The organism is Hahella sp. CR1 (assembly GCF_029813005.1).
GTDB lineage: Bacteria > Pseudomonadota > Gammaproteobacteria > Pseudomonadales > Oleiphilaceae > Hahella.
The window spans coordinates 236,902-260,167 of sequence record NZ_JAPELK010000001.1 but is presented as its reverse complement, the minus strand read 5'-3'; the positions used below and the strand labels follow the sequence as shown (position 1 = coordinate 260,167).

General features: G+C 56.4%; 25 protein-coding genes. 11 read left to right on the top strand and 14 right to left on the bottom strand.

The genetic code is table 11. The features are described 5' to 3' along the window. The first annotated feature begins 346 nt into the window (after positions 1–346). Positions 347–634, top strand: a complete 288-nt coding sequence (locus ONV78_RS01175) for a hypothetical protein (RefSeq protein ID WP_279500398.1) — start codon at positions 347–349, stop codon at positions 632–634. 119 nt (positions 635–753) lie between these two features. Here ONV78_RS01175 and ONV78_RS01170 read toward each other — a convergent pair whose 3' ends face one another. The 5 genes from ONV78_RS01170 to ONV78_RS01150 all read right to left on the bottom strand — a co-directional run bounded on the left by ONV78_RS01170 (position 754) and on the right by ONV78_RS01150 (position 6,930). Then, positions 754–1,506 carry a helix-turn-helix transcriptional regulator gene (locus tag ONV78_RS01170; RefSeq protein WP_127967920.1) on the bottom strand — a complete coding sequence of 251 codons (753 nt, stop codon included), beginning with the start codon at positions 1,504–1,506 and terminating at the stop codon, positions 754–756. A 143-nt stretch (positions 1,507–1,649) separates the two neighbouring features. Further along, positions 1,650–2,810, bottom strand: a complete 1,161-nt coding sequence (locus ONV78_RS01165; protein ID WP_279500395.1) for a DUF1513 domain-containing protein — start codon at positions 2,808–2,810, stop codon at positions 1,650–1,652. A 1-nt stretch (position 2,811) separates the two neighbouring features. Continuing rightward, positions 2,812–3,924, bottom strand: coding sequence for an imelysin family protein (locus ONV78_RS01160; RefSeq protein ID WP_279500393.1), 1,113 nt, complete (start codon positions 3,922–3,924; stop codon positions 2,812–2,814). A 12-nt stretch (positions 3,925–3,936) separates the two neighbouring features. Next, positions 3,937–5,361, bottom strand: coding sequence for a di-heme oxidoredictase family protein (locus ONV78_RS01155; protein WP_279500392.1), 1,425 nt, complete (start codon positions 5,359–5,361; stop codon positions 3,937–3,939). A 189-nt stretch (positions 5,362–5,550) separates the two neighbouring features. Next, positions 5,551–6,930 carry an imelysin family protein gene (locus ONV78_RS01150; RefSeq protein ID WP_279500391.1) on the bottom strand — a complete coding sequence of 460 codons (1,380 nt, stop codon included), beginning with the start codon at positions 6,928–6,930 and terminating at the stop codon, positions 5,551–5,553. A gap of 224 nt (positions 6,931–7,154) precedes the next feature. Between ONV78_RS01150 and ONV78_RS01145 the strand changes: the two genes are divergently transcribed. Continuing rightward, positions 7,155–7,787, top strand: a complete 633-nt coding sequence (locus tag ONV78_RS01145; protein ID WP_279500390.1) for a flavin reductase — start codon at positions 7,155–7,157, stop codon at positions 7,785–7,787. A 16-nt stretch (positions 7,788–7,803) separates the two neighbouring features. On the opposite strand, the gene ONV78_RS01140 is transcribed toward ONV78_RS01145, so the two are convergent. From ONV78_RS01140 to ONV78_RS01120, 5 genes are all read right to left on the bottom strand, one after another. Next, positions 7,804–8,382 carry an AAA family ATPase gene (locus ONV78_RS01140; protein ID WP_279500389.1) on the bottom strand — a complete coding sequence of 193 codons (579 nt, stop codon included), beginning with the start codon at positions 8,380–8,382 and terminating at the stop codon, positions 7,804–7,806. A gap of 50 nt (positions 8,383–8,432) precedes the next feature. Next, positions 8,433–8,774 carry a ParD-like family protein gene (locus ONV78_RS01135; protein ID WP_279500388.1) on the bottom strand — a complete coding sequence of 114 codons (342 nt, stop codon included), beginning with the start codon at positions 8,772–8,774 and terminating at the stop codon, positions 8,433–8,435. Positions 8,775–8,876: 102 nt separating this feature from the next. Then, positions 8,877–9,239, bottom strand: coding sequence for a translation initiation factor Sui1 (locus ONV78_RS01130; protein ID WP_279500387.1), 363 nt, complete (start codon positions 9,237–9,239; stop codon positions 8,877–8,879). A gap of 43 nt (positions 9,240–9,282) precedes the next feature. Then, positions 9,283–10,299, bottom strand: a complete 1,017-nt coding sequence (locus ONV78_RS01125) for an alpha/beta fold hydrolase (RefSeq protein WP_279500386.1) — start codon at positions 10,297–10,299, stop codon at positions 9,283–9,285. A 91-nt stretch (positions 10,300–10,390) separates the two neighbouring features. Beyond that, complete coding sequence (locus ONV78_RS01120) at positions 10,391–11,818, bottom strand: PLP-dependent aminotransferase family protein (protein ID WP_127967930.1); 1,428 nt, start codon at positions 11,816–11,818, stop codon at positions 10,391–10,393. 199 nt (positions 11,819–12,017) lie between these two features. On the opposite strand from ONV78_RS01120, the gene ONV78_RS01115 reads away from it, so the two are divergent. The 6 genes from ONV78_RS01115 to ONV78_RS01090 all read left to right on the top strand — a co-directional run bounded on the left by ONV78_RS01115 (position 12,018) and on the right by ONV78_RS01090 (position 15,266). After that, on the top strand, positions 12,018–12,245 hold the full coding sequence (locus ONV78_RS01115) for a DUF1127 domain-containing protein (RefSeq protein ID WP_279500385.1): 228 nt from the start codon (positions 12,018–12,020) through the stop codon (positions 12,243–12,245). Positions 12,246–12,441: 196 nt separating this feature from the next. Then, a complete protein-coding gene (locus ONV78_RS01110; protein WP_279500384.1) occupies positions 12,442–13,056 on the top strand; it encodes a LysE family translocator in 615 nt (204 codons plus the stop codon). A 130-nt stretch (positions 13,057–13,186) separates the two neighbouring features. Continuing rightward, a complete protein-coding gene (locus ONV78_RS01105) occupies positions 13,187–13,507 on the top strand; it encodes a hypothetical protein (RefSeq protein WP_216735395.1) in 321 nt (106 codons plus the stop codon). A gap of 39 nt (positions 13,508–13,546) precedes the next feature. Next, positions 13,547–14,284 (top strand): YafY family protein, encoded by a 738-nt coding sequence (locus tag ONV78_RS01100; protein ID WP_216735396.1) that lies wholly within the window; start codon positions 13,547–13,549, stop codon positions 14,282–14,284. Further along, the gene (locus ONV78_RS01095; protein ID WP_279500381.1) at positions 14,277–14,693 is read left to right on the top strand and encodes a hypothetical protein; all 417 of its coding nucleotides are present in this window, start codon (positions 14,277–14,279) and stop codon (positions 14,691–14,693) included. The genes ONV78_RS01100 and ONV78_RS01095 overlap by 8 nt, the downstream gene beginning before the upstream one ends. A gap of 3 nt (positions 14,694–14,696) precedes the next feature. Further along, complete coding sequence (locus tag ONV78_RS01090; RefSeq protein WP_279500380.1) at positions 14,697–15,266, top strand: class I SAM-dependent methyltransferase; 570 nt, start codon at positions 14,697–14,699, stop codon at positions 15,264–15,266. Here ONV78_RS01090 and ONV78_RS01085 read toward each other — a convergent pair. From ONV78_RS01085 to ONV78_RS01075, 3 genes are all read right to left on the bottom strand, one after another. Further along, complete coding sequence (locus ONV78_RS01085) at positions 15,246–16,691, bottom strand: LruC domain-containing protein (RefSeq protein WP_279500378.1); 1,446 nt, start codon at positions 16,689–16,691, stop codon at positions 15,246–15,248. The two genes, ONV78_RS01090 and ONV78_RS01085, sit on opposite strands and share 21 nt — an antisense overlap. After that, on the bottom strand, positions 16,688–17,128 hold the full coding sequence (locus tag ONV78_RS01080; protein WP_279500376.1) for a hypothetical protein: 441 nt from the start codon (positions 17,126–17,128) through the stop codon (positions 16,688–16,690). The genes ONV78_RS01085 and ONV78_RS01080 overlap by 4 nt, the downstream gene beginning before the upstream one ends. A 146-nt stretch (positions 17,129–17,274) precedes the next feature. Next, a complete protein-coding gene (locus ONV78_RS01075) occupies positions 17,275–18,696 on the bottom strand; it encodes a DUF6880 family protein (protein WP_279500374.1) in 1,422 nt (473 codons plus the stop codon). A 123-nt stretch (positions 18,697–18,819) separates the two neighbouring features. Here ONV78_RS01075 and ONV78_RS01070 point away from each other — a divergent pair, with 123 nt between their 5' ends. Continuing rightward, positions 18,820–19,395 carry a DUF924 domain-containing protein gene (locus ONV78_RS01070; protein ID WP_279500372.1) on the top strand — a complete coding sequence of 192 codons (576 nt, stop codon included), beginning with the start codon at positions 18,820–18,822 and terminating at the stop codon, positions 19,393–19,395. An 18-nt stretch (positions 19,396–19,413) separates the two neighbouring features. Here the strand turns inward: ONV78_RS01070 and ONV78_RS01065 are convergent, their stop codons facing one another. Further along, a complete protein-coding gene (locus ONV78_RS01065) occupies positions 19,414–21,096 on the bottom strand; it encodes an alpha glucosidase (protein WP_279500370.1) in 1,683 nt (560 codons plus the stop codon). Positions 21,097–21,424: 328 nt separating this feature from the next. On the opposite strand from ONV78_RS01065, the gene ONV78_RS01060 reads away from it, so the two are divergent. Both ONV78_RS01060 and ONV78_RS01055 read left to right on the top strand, forming a co-directional pair. After that, positions 21,425–21,832, top strand: coding sequence for a glyoxalase superfamily protein (locus tag ONV78_RS01060; RefSeq protein ID WP_216735403.1), 408 nt, complete (start codon positions 21,425–21,427; stop codon positions 21,830–21,832). A 116-nt stretch (positions 21,833–21,948) separates the two neighbouring features. Beyond that, positions 21,949–23,226, top strand: coding sequence for an ABC transporter substrate-binding protein (locus ONV78_RS01055; RefSeq protein ID WP_279501755.1), 1,278 nt, complete (start codon positions 21,949–21,951; stop codon positions 23,224–23,226). Positions 23,227–23,266 lie beyond the last annotated feature (40 nt).

Below are 23,266 nucleotides of genomic sequence, written 5' to 3'. Positions count from 1 at the left end.
TATTTTGCCAGGGGCTTTTTATATCCAGCTCAGGTTACAACCCGGGTACAGGCTTTGACTGTGCGGATACAAAGATAAGGTTACAAAGTGTTCTATTTTCTTCCAATGCAATGGGCTTGAAATGCTTGGCGGGTCACAAATTGAGCGGTATTTGGTCTGTATGACTATGCATCCGCTATGCCACACATTGTTACAAATACGTACGCAGGCCGCCGCTTTTTTGTGAACAAAAATTAACCAGTTTGCGGGCGCCAACTCGCGGAATTTATGGTCCAAACTGAAAAAGAGACCGTAATTTTTGGCGCAGCAGGAACAACAAAACTCCCGAAAACTGAGGAGGTGACGTATGTGTACTAAACAATCAGTAGGCTTTATCGCTGGTTTAGCGCTAGCGTTGGCCAGCTCTCTATCGGTCGCAGGCGATTTGAGCATCGCAAACCAGAAATCCGAAAATGTTGAACATCAGAACCTTGAACAGCTGGTGACAGATTTTTATCTGGAATACGGCGAGCCCACAGCAGCGGGCCCCGGTATGATGAAAGATGGTAAAACCATGCGCTATGACCGCACCATGATGGACGATGATTCGTCAGCGCGTGATATTAAATGGGAGAAATTCGGCAGCAACGATTAACGCCTGCGAGGGCGCCTGTAACCTCCTAGTTTAGGTGTGCAGGGATGATTGCCCATGATTGATGATTGGCAGGGACCGGCTGCAAAGTTGGTCCCTGCTGCGCTTTGAGGGAACGGCGCCTAGAACTTCTTCGTAGAAGGTTCGCGACGCAACCTAGTGAAAGACTGCGGCTCCCAGGGTCGAATCGCCATGACGAAGGCGGTGCCAAATTTATCGTTCAGCGGGATGGCTTCATCCTCCGCCACCAAGGCGTGAAACTCCGCCGCCAGACGTTGCATGCGACGCTGAATTTCCGCGTTCGAACGTCGTGACAGCATTCCACTCAGGAAAAGTCGACTTTCTCCATTCTTGTTGAAGCGCGATTGCAGAAATTCGTTTTGCACTTGTTGTTCAAAGAATTGCTGGATGGGGCCATGAGGGCGCCAGGAGAAGTGTCGGGAGATTTTCAGCTTCACCCGGTTGCCCGGCAATAATTCAATCAGCTTCATACGGTCCAGCTTGGCCAGTAGCCGCACGCCTTCCAGTTCTTCGATTTGATAGGTGCTGATGATTTCTTTGAAGGTCCATTTATTCAGTAGCAGTTGCGCGGTGAGCAACAGATTGATATCGCCGGCCAGATCCTTTTCCTGCTCCTCAGTCAGTTCCGTAATTTCTCCAGAACTGTTTTCCATACTGCGCACCAGATCGGATATTTCGATACCGAGGAACTCGCAAACCCGGTCCAGCCGCTGCAGCGAAAAGCTGCGTTCGGAGAATAAGCGCTTGACGCTGGCTTCGGATAATTCCAACGCGGCGGCGACGTCAGCGTAGGTTTTCCCTTGGGCTTTGAGGGTGCGTTTGAGAGTGTCGATCAAAGCGATGGTCTGCGGCATAACAATCCTTCCGGGGAGACAGCGGACCCAAATAATAGCCCTGTCACAGAGTGACGTCGAGAGAGGAGGAAGATTGGGCCCAGCTTGAGCGCGCCAGGGTCGTGCTGACCCTGGCGGAATAAAAGCGCTGACGGCTTGCGGGGCTAGCCCGCCAGCGTCATGTGGTTATCCCAGCGGGTGCCGGCGACAGACCAATGCTGTTCAACTTTCATCGTTGTCGGGTCGACGCGGATGACTTCCCCTTCGCCGCTGCTGGCCAGGAATTCTTTGCCGTCAGGCGTCAACGAGAGTCCGCAAACATCCGGCAGGTTGATCTTCCCAACGCATTTATGTGCGTCCAAGCTCCATAAGGTGATGGAGTCCCCTCTGGGAGAGGTGATGCCCGCCACGCGCAGCTGTGAATTGATCACCACGCTGCCGGTGTAATTCTTCAGGCTGCGCCACAGACTGTATTCAGCCGACGCGGCTTGAATTGGCGAACCGGACTTGTGCATGTAGACCAGCGGTGGCGTATCCGTGGGAGGGCCTTCGTACTGGCAGCCGAAGCAGACTGTGCCGTCGTCGGCCACGTCCAAATGGCGAATGCTGAGCTTTTTATCTTCCAGCTCCCAGCGCTCCAATAACGCTCCGCTGGCGATGTCGATATAAGCCAGTGAAGGTTCCATGGCGTCAGGATTCATTTTTTCCCGTGGATTATCCGGGTGAGTCTGGATGCCGCCATTGGCCACTACCAGGGCTTTGCCATCCGCAGATAAACGCAGCTCGTGCGGTCCGACGCCGCCGCTGGACCACTCACCCACCTGACGGTAGCCGTCCTGGGCGTCGCGAACGCCAATGACGCCGCGGCCGCTGGCGTAATCGTTTTCCGTGGTGTAGAGATAGCGACCATCGCGGGAGTAGCAGGCGTGACCGAAGAAATGTCTGCCTTCCGCGCTGGAGAACTCTTCATAGCTGGGTTCGCCATCCGCCTGGCGGCGCACTACCGCCGCAAAGCGGGCGGGACGACGGCCGACCAGGACGAACTCCTCGCCGGAGGGATGGCGCGCCACGCCGTGCCCGCGTCCGGGTAGGGCGTGCTCCATCAGGACGTCGCCTTGCAGACTCCACAATATCAGATGGGAGTCGCCGCCAGCGCCATTCACGGATGAAAACAGCGCGCCTGTAGCGACGCTGCCGCTGGTCGACTGTTTGGCGGCGAAGGCCCAGCCAGGGACAGCCATAGCCAGTCCCCCGAGCGCGAGTCCGCGAGCCAGTTGCCGACGGGTCAAGGTAAGTTGGGAGTGGTGATTGGGTTTGGTGCGCATATCAGTCCCCATCCTCGCTGTTGAAATCCCGGGTGACGCCGATAGCGGGAAACAGTTCTTTTTCCACGGTCGCCTGCAATTGGCGGAGGGCTTCATGCAGCTTTTTAACCTTGGCGGTTTTTTCCGCGTCATTCACGGCGTCTTCCAGAGCGAAGTCGATCTGCGCCAGTTGCGCATCAACCTCATCCAGCAGTCCGGTGACTTTTTTATGCATGGCTGCGTTATCGCGGGAGAGCAGGAAGTCGTCAAAGCCATAACCGTCGCCGCCCATATAAAAGCGTCTCAGCGCACTGAGATTGTGGCGGATATTGGCGATGGAGTTGCGGCTGTGGAAGGACTCCAGCGCTTTCAATTTGGCGGCGCGACCTTCCAGACCCAGTGGCGCCGCCACTTTGTTGGCGGTGATTTGCTGGATGCCGGTCATGAGCCCGTTCAGGTATTCATCGACGCCTTCCTGGGGCACGCTGAGATCGCCATCGGCTTCAAAGGGATTTTCGAAATTGTCGCCGAAGCCGTCTGTCCATTCCTTTTCCAGCTCCGTCGCCAGCGTAACGCTGTGGTCGGCGATCGCCGTCAGGGCCTGACAGCGGCGCGCGCCGTAATCGGCGGACTGCAGTTTATTCAGGGCGTCTTTGCCGAACAGCAGGTATTCAACTGCAGGCAATCCCTGGATAGCGATACTGCCGTTGTTGATGGCGTCCAGCAGCGGGTCTGATCCAGACGCAAGTCCTTCTACAGCGCGCTCCAGCAGTTTTTCCCGGATTGGCCAGCTTTGCATACGCAGGCGGCGGTCCTGCTCCTGGAGTGGACCGAACTGGATGAGCGATACGCTCATCCAGGTTTGCATGACGTCGCGCCATGCCTGTTGCGCTTGCTCAAGAGACTGCGCGTTCGTCGCCTCGCACAGAGCGGACGCTTTGGCCTTGAGCGTCTGGACTCTGGCGCTGAGCTCTCGGTGGGCGGGAACGATCATATTGTTTCTGGCCTGCTTTAGAATCTGCAGGTATTCCTTCTCAAAGCTTTCTCCCGCGGCCACTGAGGACAGCGACAGCGCGGACGCCGTCAGGACGCCAGCGCGGAACAGTCTGAATAGACTTGTCGATTTAGAATTCAAAAGCGGACTCCTCTACAGAGATTCCAAAAACTTCACCAGCGCATCACGATCATCCGCTTTAAACGCCAGCACTTTATCCCGTGATTGCTGCGCCTCGCCGCCGTGCCAAAGCACGGCCTCCAGCAAGGTGCGCGCGCGCCCGTCATGCAGATATGTCGCCTGTGGATTGACGACCTGGCTCAACCCTATGCCCCAAAGCGGCGGCGTGCGCCATTCCGTTGCGGTGGCGTCATGCTCCACCACTTCGTCAGCAGGCGCGGGAGAACCGTTCAGTTTCAGGTCCGCCAGATCCGGGCCCATATCGTGGAGCAGCATGTCCGTGTAAGGGAAAATAGTCTGCTCGGATTGTTCGATATGATCTTTGCCCAGCTTCGCGGTGACGAAAGACTCATTGTGACAGGCGTTGCAGCCAGCTTCTCGAAACAGACGGTGGCCTGTTTGTACGATGCTGTCCTCAATGTTACGACGTGCGGGAACCGCCAGATTGCGGCCGTAAAAGGCGACGAAATCGAGGATGTCGTCGCGAATTTCAATGCCGTTTTCATCCGCGCCATTGGGCGCCTTTTTGCACGCGCTTTGGGCGTCTGTGCAATGGTCTGTGATAAACAGGGAGGACGTGAGGCCCATGTCGCCATTGAAGGCGCCGGCCGTCTGCTGTTTGACGGTGGGTTGTCCGGCTTTCCAGCCAAAGCGGCCAAGCGTTTGCGCTTTTTGCTCTACGTCCCAAACTTGGTTGGTGCGCCCGGATACGCCGTCATGGTTGCTGTCCTGCGGGTCCGCCAGAGCTTCAATATCCGCCTGGGGAATAGCTTCCAGCAGGCCCAGACCGATTACCGGCGGAGCCACTCGCAAAGACAGAGTCAGGTCGTCCGCAGGATCGCCATAGGCCCAGTTGCGCAGACGCCATTCCGGCCGTCGCAGACTGACCTTGAAGCCGTCAGCGAAGCTGACGGTCTCTTCGTTGTAGCTGACTTCAATATGGGCTTCCGGCGACACTCCTGGAATGGCGCGGTCCTGCAACTGACCGCCGTAAACCGGATCGCCCAGATTGGCCACGTCGGGTTTGTCCAATAACGCCTGCTCTTCAGCGTTACGCGCGGGTCGGCTCAAACGGATCAACAGGCTATCTGCGTCATCCGCAGCGTTGGCGGGAGCATGGCCGCGACCGTCATTGAAGTGACAGCTTTGGCAGGCGCTGACGTTAAACAGCGGTCCCAGACCGTCGCGCAGATCGGTAGTCGCTGGCGCGATGACCCAGGGGTCTTCAAAAAAATCGTTGCCAATCAGGAAGTCGCCTTTGCGACGGGAGCTCATGTTGGCGGAATTCAAACTGAAGGCGCCGGCGTGCGTCGCCGGTACAGTCGTGTCTCCGCCGGACTGCTTCTGGGTGGCGAGATCGTATTCCACCGCAGCGGCGCAGGAGGACGCGGTGATCAAAAAAGCGCCCTGTATAAACGCAAAAAAAGCGCCTTGGCGCTTCCCGGGGAGTTTAGATAATGGGTGTGGGTAAAAGGGTGTTGGTCCCGATTTTTTCATTATTTCATCACAGCTAATTATTCAGAGATTACGGCGGTCGGCCAGGGATTTTACCCAATTTTCGCCCGACCGCCGTGATTTATATCAGGATCAGGATTCGCAGTCGCCCACGTTTTCAGTTGGACAGGTGCCGGCGTCGAATTCCTGCAGGCTCAGAGCCAGCACTTTGGACACGCCTTCGCTCAAAGGTTCTTCCAGGCTGACCAGCGCCGCAGCGGCGTCCAGCACCAGTTTTTTGTCTTCTGCGCTGCCGCCGACCAACTGGTCGAACTTCTTACCGCCGGACTTCGCTTCCGCTTTGTCGACGATAGCGCGCATGCGGCTCTCGATCAGATTCATGTGCTCATCCATTTGCTGTTTGAGCACAGGGTTTTGATGCGCCACCAGATCCGCCAGACTGGGTCCGCTGACCACGCTGCCGTCAAGGCGGGTGTAGCTGCCGCGGTATGAGTCCACGACGCCCATCGCGTTGTTGTAGATGGCGATGTGGGTCAGGTCGCTGAAGCAGTCGTGTTCGTCTTCAGTGCTGCCGAACAGGATGGCGACTTTCATACGCTCGCTGGCCAGTTCTCCGATAGCCAGATCGCCCATGGAGTCCAGAATGCGCTGCAGGCCGTCGCCACGGGTCAGGAAGTCGTTACGCAGGGTGCCTTTTTGCGTACCGGCGGCAGGCGTCCACTCCGCCTCCATGGCCTGTAAATCGTTAACCAGCAGGTCTGCTGCGGCTTTCAGGTACTGCGCGCGACGCTGGCAGATCTTGTAGTCGGATTTTTTGTCGCCGCTGGTGCAGGCGCCCTGGCTGGACTTGGTGAAGTAATCGCTGACGGGACGTGCGCCGGCTCCAGGTCCAGTACCGTTAAGATCCTGGCCCCACAGCAGGAATTCAATCGCATGCACGCCGCTGGTGACGTTGGCTTCCGCGCCGCCAATTTCATTCATGCCGGCGATCAGTTCCGGAGTAATGGTCGAGATGTCAACGCTCTGGCCGCCAACGGTGAAAACGCCAGTGCTGTTGATGATGTTCTTGGGTGAGTTGTATTCGCCTTCATAGTAGCCGGAAACGTAGTCGATCAGGGCTTCGTCCAGCGGCCATGCGTTAACCTGACCTTCCCATGCGTCGATGCTGGCGAGGCCGCCATCTGCGTCCAGGCCTTCCGTTACATGGCCGTTCTCTACGTCAAAACGCAGAACTTCACTTTGCTGATAAGGAACCCGCGCCTGTGCGTAGGCGGCTTTGGCTGCATCCAGATTGGCCTGGGTGGGGTTGGCCAGGAATACGTCGATGGACTTGTTCAACTGCGTCGCCGCCAGCAAAGAATCTTCATACATGGCGTGAGCCATGTTAGCGAAGTGATCGACAACTTGTTTCGGTTCAACAACTTGGCTGGTGCTGGAAGTCTGCTGCCCGGCGCAGGCGGACATAAACAGCGGAACAGCGAGAGCTGCGGCGAGTTTGCAAGGGCGCATCATGGGATCGGTTCCTATTGGTGAATAATACTAAGAATGTAAATGATAATAGTTACTATTATTTCATTATTCAATAACACCGAAAGATAGCGGCGATAGATGTCCTGATGTCTATGGGAGCAGGTAAGCCAGAGGGGCCCCTGTAGCAGTAGGCTGAAGTGAACCTGAAACGGAAAATGCGCGTATAGTGACTGGTTCGCCGTCATTACTTGCAGAATGGGAGTTGTATGCTGATCAACCGTGAAGATATCGAAGCGATGCCGCACTTGTATCGGGTGGCCTTTATCAACTCCTTGTCCGGGTTCAAGAGCGCCAATCTTGTGGGCAGTGTGGATCGGGAGGGGCGCACGAACCTCTCTATTGTCAGTTCCTGTACGCATATCGGGGCGCATCCGCCATTGGTGGCCATGATCATTCGACCCCATTCGGTTGAACGGCATACGCTGGAAAATATTCTTGCAACAGGGCATTACACGCTGAATCAGGTGCATGAGGGTATTTACAGGCCCTCTCACCAGACTTCCGCCCGCTACCCCAAAGAGGTCTCGGAATTCACCGCCGTCGGACTGACTGAGGAATGGCGGGATGACTTCGTCGCGCCCTTTGTGAAAGAAAGCAAAATTTCGTTGGGGATGGCGTTGCGGGAACACCACCATCTCAGCATTAATGGAACCGAACTGGTGATTGGCGAAATTCTGCAGGTGCAGTTGCCGTCAGAGTGTCTGATGCAGGATGGTTTTGTGGATATCGAAAAAGCCGAAACCGTGGCGCTGTCCGGCCTAGACAGCTATCACCGCAGCCAGCGTCTGGCCCGGCTGAGTTACGCCAAGCTGGACGCGCCTTTGCAGGACTTAGAGTAACGCCGGAGCGCTGACGCTAGTCCGCAATCATGCGCAGCGCCCAGTCTGGCGTGGTCTCTCCCCACTGTACTGGACGGCCATGCTCCAGTTTGACGATAAACTGATAGGGCGCTTCCGCGCTGGTGTTATCGAAGAAATACGCGAAGTCGACAAAATTGATGGCGGCGCTGACGTTTTCCCGTAGCCTCGGCAGCCGGCGGCGCAAACGCTCTTCCGGCACGTCGTGGCCGCCAGCGCGCACGCGCTGGGAGACTCTGTTGACGTGCAGATCTTCCAGCAGCAGATGAATGTAAACCAGCGTGATTTCATAGCCATGGCGCTTGGCTGACAGCAAAAGATCGACTTTGGAAGGGTGGGAAAATACGGTTTCCATGCAGAAGGAGCGCCGCTCGCGCAGGAGCTGTTCGCGCAGCGCTTGCGCTTCTTGCGCCGCCCGTAAGGTGACTTCGTCATCAATGGTCTGAGCGTAACCTTTGGCGATCTCATCCGCGTTGACGAAAGGGATGTCCAGGTGTGCGAGTTTGTGCTTGTAAAAAGTGCTCTTGCCTGCGCCGTTGCCGCCGACGAGGACCCATAAAACCGGTTTACGTCTCACTCTCCGTCCTTATTGTTGTGTTTCCGTATGATGAATGACTTTCGGGTCAGTCAGGGCTCATAACGCTTGATTGATTCGCCGTCCTCGCTGCCGTAATAACTGTCATCGCGGTCTTTCAGTTCGTCCGTCACCGAGCTGAAGTCGTCGTCGATGAACTGGTCGAACAGCGTGCGGGACGCCATCAGTCGCTCGTCGTTGTTCAGGTTGTCTATCGGCATCTCGCCGGACAGGAAGCTTCGGATGCGCTCGTAAGATAAAACGCCGGAACGCTCCACCATCTGGCCAATCTTGGCCCAATGTTCAATCTGGCCCTGGACGGAGCGGTGCGCGCCTTTGGCTTCACGCCTGGCGCTGTCAATGAGAAGGTCGTCGATTCGGACGGACTGGGGCATGGCGGGCTCCAACAACTTGAGTGTCGATAATGAACAAATTATAGACGTAATCGCAAAATGCGATCAAGCTGTGATTAGCGCGTCGCCATGCTTTGACGCTCATCAGCCCCCTGCTTTTTTGGCGGTAAATCCTTTCTTTTTCAGCTCTTCCACGATCAGGTCGCGATGATCGCCTTGAATTTCAATTACTCCGTCTTTGACTGTGCCGCCAACGCCGCATTTCTGTTTCAGATGCTTGGCGAGATTCTTTAATTCTTCGCCCGCCAGCAGCACGCCTTTCACAACGGTGACGCCTTTGCCTTTTCTACCTGCGGTTTCGCGGCTGACTCGCACCACGCCATCTCCCTGGGGGACGCCGGCTTGACCGCAAACGCAGGCGTCCACGGGTTTGCCGCATTCCGGACACATCCGACCAAACTCTGTGGAATAAACCAGCCCGGAGTTTTTTGCGCTTTTCTTCGACATAGGTAATTCGTGCCTGTTCAAATCATGTATTCAGCGAGAGGGATCAGCGTTGCGCATCCTCCCCCAGGAAGTCGGCGATATAACGGTCCGCCCAGCTTTCCATTTTGAAATTTTCGATAAATCCGCAGTGGCCGCCGTAGGGGGAGCGCACTATTTTCAATAGCGGGTTGCCGTTGAGGTGGTCCAGGTCCCGCGCGGGGATCACTGGATCGTCTTCGGCCAGCACCAGACGGGTTTCCACCTGAATCTCGCGCATACGCTCGCCAGTGACGGCGTAGCCTTTGAAGTATACTTCGGAGTTGGCGTAGGGCGTATGGGCGCCGACAAAGTAGTCGCTCATTTCCGTCAGACTTTTACGATCATAGAAGGCGTCGTAGTCGATCAACCCGGGATGGTTGTCCGCTTTTTTGCGCAACGAACGTAACCATTTCTTGCGGAAATAACTGCGATAGATCGGCAGACCATGCTCCAGAGCCCATAAAGTGTGCATCGGCTCCAGAACGGGGGAGATCGCCGCCACTTTGCTCAGTTTAAGCCCAAACTCCTGAACTTTCGTCGCCACTCTTAGAGCGAAATTGCCCCCCAGAGAAAAACCGGCCAGATACCATTGTTCCGGCTCCAGTTGCGTCTGCATTTTATTGAGAGCTTCACAGACTTCGTCCAGGCGGTTGGCGTGGAACAGCTCTTCAGTTAAATGATGGGTAGGACCGTGATCGCGCAGATGCAGACGGAAGATATCGTAACCGGCGTTATACAGGTGCGCTGCGAGGGAGAGTATATACAGCGAATCGGCGCAGCCTTCCCAGCCATGAATCAATACGGCCAGCTTGCGCGGCTTGTTTTCCCGACAACTGAGCAGGCCATGAATTTTGCCTCCTTCAGCGCAGTCGAAGATATAAGGCTGGGCGCGATCTAATACCTCCTGAGCGCGTTTCGCCATCATGGGACGTCGCAGTTTCACCGACGCGAACAGCGACTGAACGTGCCGGTTGCGCAGGCCGAACTGGGGTTTCCATTCGGCGGTTTCTTCACTATGGCGGTCGTCTGTGGCGTCGTTCATGGCGGCGATACCCTGCTGCAGAGTGGTCTTGAGAGCGTCCAGTATAAATCCTGTGAACGCTCCCGTCTCTGAGACTTGCGCAGGGGTAGGTTCAGGACGACTGTAGTTCTTCTTTCACCCACTGGCCGATCTTACGCACCGCCAGCTCCCGCTCCGGCGACCAGCCCTGGGCGTAATTCAGGCGGAAGCAGTGGCGGTACTGGCCCGAAATAGAGAACAGTTCGCCGGGCGCCAGCATGACGCCTTCCGCATGGGCGCGGTGATACAGTTGCGTGGTGTCGATCTTGCGCGGCAGTTCGAACCAGGCCACCAGTCCGCCCTGGGGACGGGAGATGCGGGTGCCCTCGGGAAAGTGTTCGTTGACCAGGTCCAACAGCCGCGCGAAGCGTTGCCGATAGCACTCCCGCGCCTGTCTCAGGTGGCGGTCATACATGCCTTGGGAGAGCACCTCCGCCATCACCATCTGCGGCAAGGTCGGCAGTGCGATGCTGTTGATGAACTTGCGATGGCTGACCGCTTCGAAGTAGCGGCCCGGCATCACCCAGCCGAGACGCAACTGCGGGTCGATGGTCTTCGATAGCGAAGAACACAGCAGCACCCGTCCGTCTGGGTCAAAGGCTTTGACCGCCTTGGGTCGGTGATCGCCGAAATAGAGGTCGCCATAGACATCGTCCTCAATCAGCGGAATATCGTAACGGCCTAGAATTTTCACCAGCTCCGCTTTGCGCTCATCGGGCATCAGCGAACCAATGGGGTTGGAGAAAGTGGCGACGGTCAGCACGACTTTGATCGGCCATTTCTCCAGCGCCAGTTGCAGCGCCTCCAGGCTCAGGCCGGTTTGCGGGTGAGCGGGAATCTCCAGCGCTTTGAGGCCGAAGGTCTCGATCATCTGCAGCAGACCGTAGTAGCAGGGGGATTCCACCGCCACGATATCGCCGGGTTGGGTCAGCACGCGCAGGCATAACGCCATGGCGTTCTGGCAGCCGGCGCTGGTGATGATGCATTCCGGGGAGATAAAAACCCCTGCGTCCACGGCGCGGCGGGCGATCTGATGACGAAACTCACGCACGCCTTCCGGCGAGTCGTAGCCAATGCCCAGAAACGTCTTGCTGCGCGCCATTTGCGCGAAGGTACGCTGTACTTGCTTGAGAATAGGGAAGTCCAGGGCGGGAATCGCCGCGCTCATGCTCACCCCTTTGCGGGCGGCGGCGTCGCGCTGCACTTCCATGACCAACTGTGAGGTATTCGCCGGACGGGGTTTGGGCGTGTGGCGAGTCTGGGTCGGGGTGGCGAGCCGGTCCTCTTTGCGTTTGCGCACGTAGTAGCCGGACTTGGGACGCGCCTCTATCCAGCCGCGATCCTCCAGAACGCCGTACGCGGTGTTGACGGTGGAGATGCTGACTTGTTGTTTCTTCGCCATTTGACGTACGGAAGGGAGTTTGTCGCCGACGCGGAACACGCCTTCGCGAATCTGATCCGCCAACTGGTCGGCCAGACGCGCATAAAGATTCATTTCCATAAGCAGTACAGATTTAGCCGGTTAACACCATAACAGAAGGGTAATTAGGAAATCTGTTATGGTCAACATGTTTGGTTTTTGAATCTGTAACGGCTCAAAAAAGGGCGATAAAGTATGCATCCTAGATTGGTGGCGAAAATTAAGGCGCGACCAGGAGTACAGATTTGTCCGGATCGCGTCCGAGCAGAGGAGATGAAGCATGGCCGTAGCACATTTTGGAAAATTCGGTCGGAATGCGACGCCTTCCGACAGTCATGGCGTACATGACGCCGCAAGACATGGTTTGAGAGATTTGATTGGCAAATGGCGCCGCAATATCGATACCCGGCACCAACTGTCATTGATGTCAGACAGTATGCTGGATGACATCGGTCTGACCCGCGAAGCGGCGGAAGCAGAAGCCAGGAAGCCCTTCTGGCGCGACTAAGGTCGCACTGAGGCGAGATCGTTAAGCATTTTTGTCTTCCCATACGAGTTTACCCTCGTATTTTTCGCCTCCGGACGCCACGTCCGGAGGCTTTTTTAACCCTTACAGTTTTGCAAATCCCTACGCGCTTCGGGTTTCTATTAACTCGCGCATCCCGGTAGTTGCAGTTATTCCGCTTCGGCGGGGAGTCGTCATCATGGAATTATTTTTCGCCGTACTGTTGTTTGCTGTTTCCACCACTGTCACCCCCGGACCGAATAACATCATGGTGATGGCCTCCGGCGTTAACTTCGGCGTGCGCCGCACTCTGCCGCACTTCCTCGGTATTTGTCTGGGCTTCCCCTCCATGGTCGCCGCAGTGGGGCTGGGTCTGGGAACCGTATTCGCCCAGGCGCCGGCCCTGCATATCATCGTTAAAGCAGTGGGCGTGACTTATATGTTGTATCTGGCCTGGAAAATCGCCACGACGGATACGTCTATCCGCGCGGATAAAGACATCAAGCCCATGACGTTCTGGCAGGCGGCGGTGTTTCAATGGGTAAACCCCAAAGCCTGGATCATGGCGATTGGCGCGGTGGCGGCTTTTACTACGGTCAGTGGCGATATGAGCGCGCAGGTGGCGGTGATCGCCCTGGCGTTTCTCTCTGTCAGCTTTCCCTGTGTCGGAGTGTGGATGCTGTGCGGCGCCATTCTGCAAAAAGTGCTGACTCAACCCAAACAACAGCGCGTGTTTAACCTGACTATGTCGTTTCTCCTGGTAGCCTCCATTATGCCGATGATCGCCGCCAACCTCAGCGACGTTCCGGTTTGACTCAGCGCGGCCACTGCGTCGCGCAACGTTTTTATCCTCAACCCCCATTTCTCCTGACAGTATGCTGTCAGGAGCTCTTTTTTATGCTGTCTCCGTGTTCTTAATATCACTTCCACAAAGGAGACTGAGCATGAGCCAGATCGTAGAACTTGTAACGTTTAAACTACTGCCTGACGCGGACAAAGGCGCATTCGCCGCAGCCAGCGAGGGCGTCAACGCTTTCGTCAGAGACCGTGACGGCTTCCTGTATCGCAGCCTGTGCGAGAACCCTCAGGAAAACAGCTGGACTGACATTGTGTACTGGCAGGACATGGACGCTGCTAAACAGGCAGGGGAAATGTTCATGACCTCCGAGCTGACGCGCGGCTTTATGAGCTATATTGATCCGACTTCCGTTACAATGCGGCATCTGCAGGTGGCGAACGATTCCGGTTGTTCAGCGACCGCCTGAGAACCGAAATCTCCCATGTCGTGAGGAATCCTTTCCCGGATGCGCAGAGCTGATCGTCTTTTCCAAATCGTGACCATTCTGCGCAGCCGGCGTGGGGCCACCACCGCCAGGATTATCGCGGAGCAGTTAGAAGTGTCGGAGCGCACTGTCTATCGCGATATCCAGGCGCTGATGGTGTCCGGCGTGCCCATCGAGAGCGAAGCTGGCGTGGGATATCGGTTGATGAGGGGCTTCACCTTGCCGCCGCTCAACTTTCAAGAAGATGAACTGGAAGCGCTGTTGCTGGGCATGCGTATGGTGCAGGCCTGGAGCGACCGCGCCATGGGCCGCGCCGCCACTCACGCCTTGCAGAAGATTCTGGCGGAGCTTCCCTCGCACCTGAAACGCATGGGCGAGCAGACCCAGATATATTCTCCGCAATTTTTTGTCGACGCCAAAACCGCCCAGTTTGGCGAGGAGCTGCGCGCTGCAATCAGACAAAAAACCTTGATCTGGGTGCGCTACAAACGGGTCGATGGGGTTGAAAGCGAACGCTGGCTGGAGCCGTTAGGCATGTTTTTCTGGGGGCGCACCTGGACCCTGGTCGCCTGGTGTCGTCTCAGGAAGGAATATCGCGAGTTTCGACTGGACCGTCTGCTGGAGCTCAGGGCTGCGCAAGAGACTTTCGAGACCCAAAAAGACAAATGTTTAGATCATTACCTGGATCGTGTAACCTCGCTGTATAACGAATACTTTCAGGAACATTCCAGAACAGATCAGCCCAATCCCAATGAGTGACGCCCCTTCCCCAGGCGTAATCGGCGATTTTCCCGGCAAACGCTGGTTGAAGATAGCGCTGCGTACGCTGCATATTCTCAGCGTCGCCGGCGTGTGCGGCGGCATCTGGTTCGGCCACGGGCAGGAAGAATGGCGCGGCTTCTGGATGTTCGCCCTGGCCAGCGGCCTGGCGATGCTGCTCCTCGATTTGCTCTCCAACTGGCTATGGCTGGTGCAGGTCCGCGGCGCGGTGATTCTCTCCAAGTTCGTTCTGTTCTCAATGCTGGGCGTGTATCCCTCTGCGGATCGCTGGCTGCTGACCGCGATCATCGTGGCTTCCGTGGTAATTTCCCATGCCCCGGGTTCAATTAGATACTATTCTTTATTACATCGGCGCGTGATGCGTTCACTCTCGGATATGAAAGGATGACAGATGTATTGTCATGATGAAGAACCGTCGCCTTTACTGGTCAGTTGGCAAGATGCGTTTCGTGATGCGCCGGTAGCGCCGGTGCTTGATCTTGCCTGTGGACATGGCCGTAATGGGTTGTGGCTGGCGCGCCGGGGGCGGGACGTGGTCTTCGCCGACCGGGACGCCGAAGCCCTTGACGGCATCGCCGAGGTGTTGTCGCAGGAAGGGCTGCCGGGACGTATCTGGTGCATCGACCTGGAGACGCGCCTGCCGGACCTGGACGACGATAGTTTTTCCGCGATTCTGGTGTTCCGCTACCTGCATCGTCCGCTATTTCCCCTGTTAAGACGCGCCCTGGCCCCTGGCGGCTATCTCTTCTATGAAACTTTCACATGGGAGCAGCCGCAGTACGGCCGTCCCTCTAATCCTGACTTTCTATTGCAGCCCGGCGAATTGCGACGGGAGTTCTGCGCCTGGGATGAAGTGCATTATTTTGAGGGCGTGGACCCTGAGAAACCCCAGGCAATTTCTCAATGGGTCGGGCAAAAACCCCGCCTCTCTATAGCGGAACTACCGCCATTGCCAGCTTGAGCGAGGAATCGTCATTACCTGAGCGGGATTCTTGTTGGCGTGCCAATTCAGAGCGGCGGCGCCATCGGACTCGATATAGTCAATCAGATCCGTATAGGCCAGTCCCATGTCGGTGCGCTCCGTCGGGGGCGACCAGGTGTCCGGTAGGATCAGGCCGAAGGGGTAACCCTGATCGTTCACGAAATCCATGCCGGCGTAGACGGTCTGGAAGTTAGGGCGCACATAAAGATAGGGGCGGAATGCGTCGGGAGAGAATGCCTCCATGGGCGTATCCAGTGCAATCGTAAAGGTGAAGCCTGGCCCTTGAATGATGGGTTGCGCTGGCTCGGTGTTGATAAATTGCGCGCCAGCGATCGGGCTCCATAAACTTTTAATTGCCGTGAACAAAGGCAGGTCAGTCTGGCCGGACACTGTTGTTGCAAGGCTCTCTTCCTCTATGGCTACGCCGGTCTCAGGAGATAGTACTTGTGTCGTGGCGGCGCCGCTGATAGCCCCCAGATTAAAAGACAGCCCCCAATCCAGGTCATACTCCGCGCCTTTGGCGATCAGAAAACCTTCGCCAAATATCTGCACCGCTTTACCGTATTTGTTGAAACCGGCATTGACGCGATAAGCGACCACCAAATCATTGAAGTCATAGTCGCCCCGTTCCGGATAACAATCCTCAAAGGCAACGATGTAGTACTGGTTGGCGCTGGGAAAGTACTGCGCGCTCGCCATCGTCAGGTCGGAATCGCCTGGCCTGATCACCAATGGCGCCTCCAGCCAACCGGCCTGCAATTGATCCAAAAACGCAGCGTCTTCGGCGGAGATGATGGCGATGTCTTCATAGCCATTGGAGTAGTCGTAGAACGCCTCCGGGTCGCCCAGTTGCACTTGCGTATCCATGAATTGGATATTGAGTGTGACCGAGGCTGCTCCGGTCAGATCAATATCGACCGGGACATAGACTGTGGCGTCGAAGTCCGATCCATAGATATCGCTGTCCGTATTGGGGGTAATGCGGCTGGAGCCGGTGTCGCCAATCAGGGTGTAGCGCAACTGGCGCTGTTGCTCGCCTTTGGGCGCCAGCATGCTTTGGCTTTGGCTCCAGAAGTCGGTGAAGACATGGGTGACGCCCGCAGACTCCACGATCAACTCCAGATTTTCGATGGCGACGCCCTGTGAGGACGCTTTTTCCGTGCCGTTAGCGGCTTCATTGACGTCGATGGCGAAGACCAGGCGGCCGCCGTTGTCCAGGCGGAACGCCTCCAGCTCGGCGCCTGTCAGATCTGGCTGGCTGCCAGCAATGTCCATGACATTAATATTGCCTATTCCTCGTGACTCAATCACATCATTCAGACGTTTGGAGACGGTGGCTGCTGAGACCGACGCGTGGATCGCCAACAGCGACAGGCATAAAACAAGGCGGTTGTAACCTCTCATAGCGTAATATCTCCTGTCACAGTGGCAACGGCTCCGCTGACGCCAAAGAGGTCGTAATGAAGCTGACTTTGGCCTTGTAGTAGACTGACTTCCAAGCGGTATTCGTAGAGCAGTCCGTTCTGGACCGGGATAATTTCACCCAGAAAAAGCGGCGCGTTGGGATCATCGTAGAGTTTCAGAAACAGGCGGGATTCGACGAGCAGCGAATCGGGGATGGTCACGACCGCCAGTTTGTTAACGTAGGCGTCCAGTGAAGTCCTGCTATCGTTGATAATGGCTGAGAGGGTAGAGGGTGTGCTGGAATCTGTCGTCTGCGGGGCAGGGGCGCTGTCGGTCGTAGACGAACCGCTGGCGCCGCCTCCACCGCCGCATCCCTGCATAAACAAGGATGAGATCGTCAGCGTTAAAGTAAGCGCTGTAAGTCGGGCATGAGTCATAAAGGGTTGCTCCATTAAAGCTTTACCAATAATGGGCAAGACTCAGGCCACTAATAGACCTCTTCTAAAACAGATACTTATGATGTCGCGCCAGACTCGCCGCGCATTGCGCTAAGCACTTTGAAAAGCGTATGTGCAAGCTGCAATCAGACGCTGCGCAACAATACGGAGCCGTCCACCCGGCTCCAGAATCCGGCTTTATCCGGGTGCATGCGGCGCAGCTCCGCCAGAAACGCGCCGTGGTCAGGCGTAGTTTTATAGTCCGGCGCCGCGGCGTCCAGCTCCGCCAGCTCTTTCATGTAATCGGCGGCGTAAGCGTAAGCCTTGGCGTAACTGCGATTGAGAATATCCTCCAGCAGGGCGCGATAACAAAGAATGGCCCCTAAACCAATGCGATGCTCTTTGAATCGCTCCGCCAACGCCAACAGGTCGCCATGATAATACTGCTGTAGCGCTGCGCCTTGTTGTTGCAGCAGCGCCAGCGCCCTTTGCGGCTGTTGCAGCTCCAGCAGCAAGCTGGCCGCCAAGGCGCCGTCGCCGGCTTGCTCAGCGCTTTGGATGGCGTCGTCGATGATGTCTTCGCGCTCCTCGCGCGGAGCCAGCTGCAGCAGCGCCTGCAGGTGCTCCGGCGTGGGCTCCAGATTGAACAGGCGTTGCAAAGCCTCGCGCTTGCTGGCGCGATCGCCGAGCTGTTCATAAGCCAGCAGGCGCATTTTCAGCAGATCTGGATTCTCTGCTTCGGGCGCATCCAGACAGGCCAACGCTTTGTCCGGTTCGGACGCTTTCAGATAATTTTCCGCCAGTTCGATCTTCAAAAAATCGCTCAGTTCGGGATAGGCCAGCTTTACCGCCTGGGCGTACAGATCCGGGTCGTTCATCGCCTGGGCTGTTCCCTGTAATCCGGCTAAGGCCTCGCGAAAGTAATCGTCCTGGGGCGCCAGTCCTTTTTTCACCGCCTGACGTAGCTGACGTTCATAACGCCAGGCCAACTGACTCAATTCGCTGTCCGTAAAACAGGCTTTATCTGAGGCCAATAAGCCAAGCAGGAGATTACAGGCGTCCTTATTGCGCCATTCGGCGAAACGGCTTAACCAATAGCCTTCAGGAAAGCGCTGACGCCGCCGCGCTGACGCAATGGCTCTGGCCATCATGGCGACCGCTTCGCGATAAACATCGCTGATGGCGCCGGCGGAGTCGTCGCTGCGCACGAAGACTTTTTCGTGAGTGGTGATGAACTCCGCCAGTATGTCGCAGGCTTGCAGCGGATATTCATCCATCAGGCTCGCGTCGATATCCTGCAACAATTGCTGTAACTGCGCCGCATAACCAAAGGTTTCGCCATAGCGGATAAACTGCCGACTTTGCCCAATCGCCTGGATACGCTCGCTCAGGTTGGCGGACAAGGCGGCGGGTGAGCGCCGGAGCAGGAACAAATCAATAAAGGCGTCCACCTCTTCATGTCTGCCGTGCAACTCCAGCAATAACTGAGTCAGCTCGCTTTTGCTCAGCTTTTTGAGGCGGCGCTGAAGATCGCGGGAGTTATTAAGATCCTGGGAGTCGGAGGACATGAGACACCTTTGCTTGCAGGACCCCTGACGAGTTGCGTCACAGGCGTCCGATTAGTGGCGATGACGGTCAGCGTGTAAACTGCCTTATGTTATTAATTTTAGACAAAGTGCAGAGGGATGGACATGACGAAAGAGTCAGGTTTGCAAAATGCGCCGTCGCTGACCGCCGATGAGGTGCTGCGATTCTGGTTTGAAGAATTGAGCCCCGCGGACTGGTTTCGCAAAAGCGACGCGCTGGATCGACGCATCGCCGAACGCTTCAGCGCTTTACTGACCGCAGCGAGATCAGGTGAACTGGCGCACTGGCGTGACGAGCCGCGCGGTCGTCTGGCGGAGGTGATCGTACTGGACCAGTTTTCCCGCAATATCTATCGCGATCAGGCTGAGTCCTTCGCGGCGGACAATATGGCGCTGGCGTTGGCTCAGGAAGCAGTGCGGGCGGGAGCTGACGGGGAACTGCAGAAAGAAGAGAAAAGTTTTCTGTACATGCCCTACATGCATAGCGAATCCGCTGTGGTCCATGAACAGGCTGTGCGCTTGTTCAGTCAGCCTGGACTGGAGAACAACCTGGATTTTGAGCACAAGCACTTGGCGATTATCAAACGGTTTGGTCGCTACCCCCATCGCAACGGGATTTTGGGGCGTGAATCCACGCCGGAAGAGCTGGCGTTTTTAAAGGAGCCTGGGTCAGGCTTCTAAGCCGCCTGCGCCGTTTGCTCAGGGCAAACGGCCAAAGAACGCTTCGTAGGGGGGTAGATAAATCCGATTGTCCCGTAGCTCGCCAGCGAAGCCATGACCGTTTAGGACTTCTGGTGGTTGCGGCAGGTTAAGCTCAATCTCCGCCGGTTCATAGGATACATTGAAGGCGGCCAGCAACCGCCCTCCTTTATGCTTGCGCAGCAACAGCAATACCGACGCGTCTGCGTGAATGATCGACATTGAGCCCAACAGTATCTCCGGCTGCTCTTCTCGCCACTGAATGAATCGCTGAACCCGACGCAAGACGGATTCAGGGTCTTTTTGCTGCACATTAATGGCGTGGGACAAGTGCCGCGGATCGATGGGCAGCCAGGGCTTATGGGTGGAGAAACCCGCTTGGGGCAGGTTGTCGTCCCAGGGCAACGGCGTACGACAACCGTCGCGTCCCATGTACTGTGGCCAGGACAGCTTGCCGTAAGGGTCGCACAGGTTATCGAAAGGAATGTAGGCTTCTTCCAGACCCAGTTCGTCCCCTTGAAACAGGACCGGCGTTCCCCTCAGTGACAGATGCAGAGCCAGCACAATGGCGGCCAGGCGGGGCGCGTCATGATCGCCTTCCCAGCGTGACACCAGTCGGGCGACGTCATGGTTGTTCAGCATCCAATAGGGCCAGACCTGATCGCAGTTCTCCTCGAAGGTTCGCACGACGTCCACCAGACCGGGCAGGTTGCAGACGCTGGGCAGAGCCTCGTAAATATTCGCCATCTGCAGGCCTTCCTGCGAGCCGCTGTAAATGTTCAGCATTTCAAAGGTGGCGCTGCTGGTGACGCTGCCCAGCAAGGCGGCTTCATAGCGATCACACAGGCGGCGGATGCGGGCCAGCGTCGGCAGGGTTTCGGGGCGGTTCTGGTTATAGATCTGCAATTGATATTCGAACGGGTTGATCAGCGCTTCTTCAGGAATCGCCGCCATATTGCGCCGCGCCGGGTTATTGCGCAGCTTTTTATCATGGGTATACAGGTTCGGGCAGTCCAGACGGAAACCGGCGACGCCGCGCTCCAGCCAGAATTGCAGAATATTGAGCACTTCGGCGATGACTTCGCTGTTATGGAAGTTGAGGTCCGCCTGTCGGCTGGTAGCGTTATGCAGGTAGTACTGTCCGCGGGTGGAGCTCCATGACCAGGCGGGGTGGCCAAAGGTCGTCTGCCAGTTATTGGGAACCGTGCCGTCCGCTTGGGCGTCCGCCCACACGTACCAGTCCGCTTTCGGATTATTTCGATCCTGCTTGCTTTCCAGGAACCAGGGATGCTGCACGGAAGTATGGCTGATGACGATGTCGAGCAACACGCGCAGGCCGCGTTTATTCGCTTCGCGGATCAGCGCATCGAAATCGTCCAGATCGCCGAAAGCGGGATCAAGGCTGTAGTAGTCGCTGACATCAAAGCCGAAGTCGCTCATGGGCGAGGTAAACACTGGCGTCAGCGCGATGGCGGCGACGCCCAGTTCGACGAAATAGTCCAGTTTTGCGGTCAGGCCTTTGATATCGCCGACGCCATCATTATTGGCGTCGAAAAAGCTGCGCACATTGACCTGATAAATAACGCCGTATTTCCACCAGTCATCCTGTGTGTCTGCAGGTCGTTGCGTCTGTGGCCGCTGATTGTTCCGCTTTCCCTGGAGTTGCGGATCGGATGATTTCATAAAGCGCTCGCGTTGCCGGATTCCTGGCGCCGAATCTTGCTGTTCGGATTATCTGTCTGACGCCCGTAGCGCCCAGTGTACGTGCGCGACAGAGGCTTGTCCACGTAACCCGGAGTCGTGGAAATTTGGGCTATGTAAAAGTCGACGCTTGTGTTGCAGAAAACTTTTTGTTAACTTCGATCTTCACAGGTGTTGATATGCGCCTGCCGCCCACACAGGCAAAGTCGAGTACGACATTATCTACAAATCTATGAGTGTTATAGGTTTAGTGACTCATGAGACAAGATGTGAGTGGGCCGCGTCATTGCCGTTGTAGCGAGACATTGCTATGAATCATGCGACCTGCAGACACGTATCAGAAACCACGCTGAAGAATTTCAAGCGTGACGCCAAGAAAATCAAACGCAGCCAAGGAATCTCCCACGCCCAGGCGTTGGATCTTGTTGCTGTGGAACATGGATTCCGTTCCTGGTTTGATGTTCTAAACCGCGCCAAAGATCTCTCCTCAGCGCGTCAGCAGCCGCAGAAGCCTCAAACAACGAATCGCGCCAGCGTAGTCGTAAATCCTTTCGGAAAGCACATTTCCCTGTTCGCAGAATCTTTCGCTCATGCGGTGCCATACAGTTGGCGCATCGCACGACGCAGTATTGGCTCCGGCGTCGCCGGCCATGAGGGGCGTCGCGAGGGTTCAATCCATTCCGTAGTCGTATCTCCCAGCGCCTGGTCTTTGATCTGACGAGGGTTTGATGCCGGCGGCGTCCTCACGGTCGCTCCGCATACGGTGTATCTTTATTTTCATTCTCGCAATCCACGTAATGTGCTCCATATAACAATAACTCGGAGGAATCCATGATGAAAAAAACCATAATTAACGCTATTGGTACGGGTGTATTTCTGTCCGCCGCTTTCAGCCTGCAAGCGCATGCGGAAACGCTGACCATTTCCTGCGGCGCTGTCGGCGCGGAACTGGAGTTGTGTAAAGAGGGCGTCAAGGCCTGGGCGGAGAAAACCGGCAATGAGGTGAAAGTGGTGTCCACTCCCAACTCCTCATCCGAACGTCTGGCGCTGTACCAGCAATTGCTGGCCGCAGGCAGTCAGGATATCGACATTTTCCAGATCGACGTGGTGTGGCCGGGTATGCTGGGTCAATACTTCGTCGACCTCAAACCTTTCAGCAATGGCGCTGAAAAAGATCACTTCGAATCCATCGTCAACAACAATACTGTCGACGGCAAACTGGTGGCCATGCCCTGGTTCACGGACGCCGGTGTGCTGTATTACCGCAAAGACCTGTTGGAAAAATACAACCAGCAGCCCCCGGAAACCTGGGCGCAATTGGAAGCTTCCGCGAAAATGGTGCAGGAAGGCGAGCGCAAGGCCGGCAATGACAAAATGTGGGGCTTCGTCTGGCAGGGGCGGGCTTATGAAGGGCTGACCTGTAATGCGACGGAGTGGGTGGCCAGCTTCAACGGTGGCACAGTGGTGGACGAGAAAGGCAAGATCACCATCAACAACCCGCAGGCCGCCAAGGCCCTGAACACCGCCGCCGGCTGGATTGGAACCATCAGTCCGCAGGGTGTGACCAACTACGCGGAAGAAGAATCCCGCGGCGTGTTCCAGTCAGGCAACGCCGTGTTTATGCGTAACTGGCCTTACGCCTGGTCGCTGGCGCAGGCGGAAGACAGCGCCATCAAAGGCAAAGTGGGCGTAGTGGCGCTGCCGAAAGGCGATGAAGACGGTCGCCACAGCGCTACGTTGGGCGGCTGGCAGCTGGCGGTGTCCAAGTACGCCAAAAACCCGAAACTGTCCGCGGATCTGGTCATGTATCTGACCAGCTATGAAGAGCAGAAGCGCCGCGCTATCAAAGCGTCTTATAACCCCACCATCAACGCCCTGTACAAAGACAAGGACGTGCTGGCGGCGACGCCTTTCTTCGGCAGCCTGTATGAAACCTTCGTCAGCGGCGTGCCGCGTCCCTCCAGTGTGACCAAGAGTAAGTATAACCAGGTCAGCACCGCTTTCTTCAACGCCGTGCACAGCGTTGTATCAGGCAAGGAAAAAGCCGAAGCCAGTCTGGCTCAGTTGGAAGGCCAACTGCGTCGATTCGCCCGTAACGGAAAATGGAAATGAAACTCTCTCAATCCGGCGCTGCATCTGCAGCGCCTCCCCG

Bases quoted from the DNA above. Each gene is read 5' to 3' on its own strand.
- ONV78_RS01175 (WP_279500398.1), top strand. From the start codon at position 347: ATGTGTACTAAACAATCAGTAGGCTTTATCGCTGGTTTAGCGCTAGCG.
- ONV78_RS01170 (WP_127967920.1), bottom strand. From the start codon at position 1,506: ATGCCGCAGACCATCGCTTTGATCGACACTCTCAAACGCACCCTCAAA.
- ONV78_RS01165 (WP_279500395.1), bottom strand. From the start codon at position 2,810: ATGCGCACCAAACCCAATCACCACTCCCAACTTACCTTGACCCGTCGG.
- ONV78_RS01150 (WP_279500391.1), bottom strand. From the start codon at position 6,930: ATGATGCGCCCTTGCAAACTCGCCGCAGCTCTCGCTGTTCCGCTGTTT.
- ONV78_RS01145 (WP_279500390.1), top strand. From the start codon at position 7,155: ATGCTGATCAACCGTGAAGATATCGAAGCGATGCCGCACTTGTATCGG.
- ONV78_RS01135 (WP_279500388.1), bottom strand. From the start codon at position 8,774: ATGCCCCAGTCCGTCCGAATCGACGACCTTCTCATTGACAGCGCCAGG.
- ONV78_RS01130 (WP_279500387.1), bottom strand. From the start codon at position 9,239: ATGTCGAAGAAAAGCGCAAAAAACTCCGGGCTGGTTTATTCCACAGAG.
- ONV78_RS01125 (WP_279500386.1), bottom strand. From the start codon at position 10,299: ATGAACGACGCCACAGACGACCGCCATAGTGAAGAAACCGCCGAATGG.
- ONV78_RS01120 (WP_127967930.1), bottom strand. From the start codon at position 11,818: ATGGAAATGAATCTTTATGCGCGTCTGGCCGACCAGTTGGCGGATCAG.
- ONV78_RS01115 (WP_279500385.1), top strand. From the start codon at position 12,018: ATGGCCGTAGCACATTTTGGAAAATTCGGTCGGAATGCGACGCCTTCC.
- ONV78_RS01110 (WP_279500384.1), top strand. From the start codon at position 12,442: ATGGAATTATTTTTCGCCGTACTGTTGTTTGCTGTTTCCACCACTGTC.
- ONV78_RS01105 (WP_216735395.1), top strand. From the start codon at position 13,187: ATGAGCCAGATCGTAGAACTTGTAACGTTTAAACTACTGCCTGACGCG.
- ONV78_RS01100 (WP_216735396.1), top strand. From the start codon at position 13,547: ATGCGCAGAGCTGATCGTCTTTTCCAAATCGTGACCATTCTGCGCAGC.
- ONV78_RS01095 (WP_279500381.1), top strand. From the start codon at position 14,277: ATGAGTGACGCCCCTTCCCCAGGCGTAATCGGCGATTTTCCCGGCAAA.
- ONV78_RS01090 (WP_279500380.1), top strand. From the start codon at position 14,697: ATGTATTGTCATGATGAAGAACCGTCGCCTTTACTGGTCAGTTGGCAA.
- ONV78_RS01085 (WP_279500378.1), bottom strand. From the start codon at position 16,691: ATGAGAGGTTACAACCGCCTTGTTTTATGCCTGTCGCTGTTGGCGATC.
- ONV78_RS01080 (WP_279500376.1), bottom strand. From the start codon at position 17,128: ATGACTCATGCCCGACTTACAGCGCTTACTTTAACGCTGACGATCTCA.
- ONV78_RS01075 (WP_279500374.1), bottom strand. From the start codon at position 18,696: ATGTCCTCCGACTCCCAGGATCTTAATAACTCCCGCGATCTTCAGCGC.
- ONV78_RS01070 (WP_279500372.1), top strand. From the start codon at position 18,820: ATGACGAAAGAGTCAGGTTTGCAAAATGCGCCGTCGCTGACCGCCGAT.
- ONV78_RS01065 (WP_279500370.1), bottom strand. From the start codon at position 21,096: ATGAAATCATCCGATCCGCAACTCCAGGGAAAGCGGAACAATCAGCGG.
- ONV78_RS01060 (WP_216735403.1), top strand. From the start codon at position 21,425: ATGAATCATGCGACCTGCAGACACGTATCAGAAACCACGCTGAAGAAT.
- ONV78_RS01055 (WP_279501755.1), top strand. From the start codon at position 21,949: ATGAAAAAAACCATAATTAACGCTATTGGTACGGGTGTATTTCTGTCC.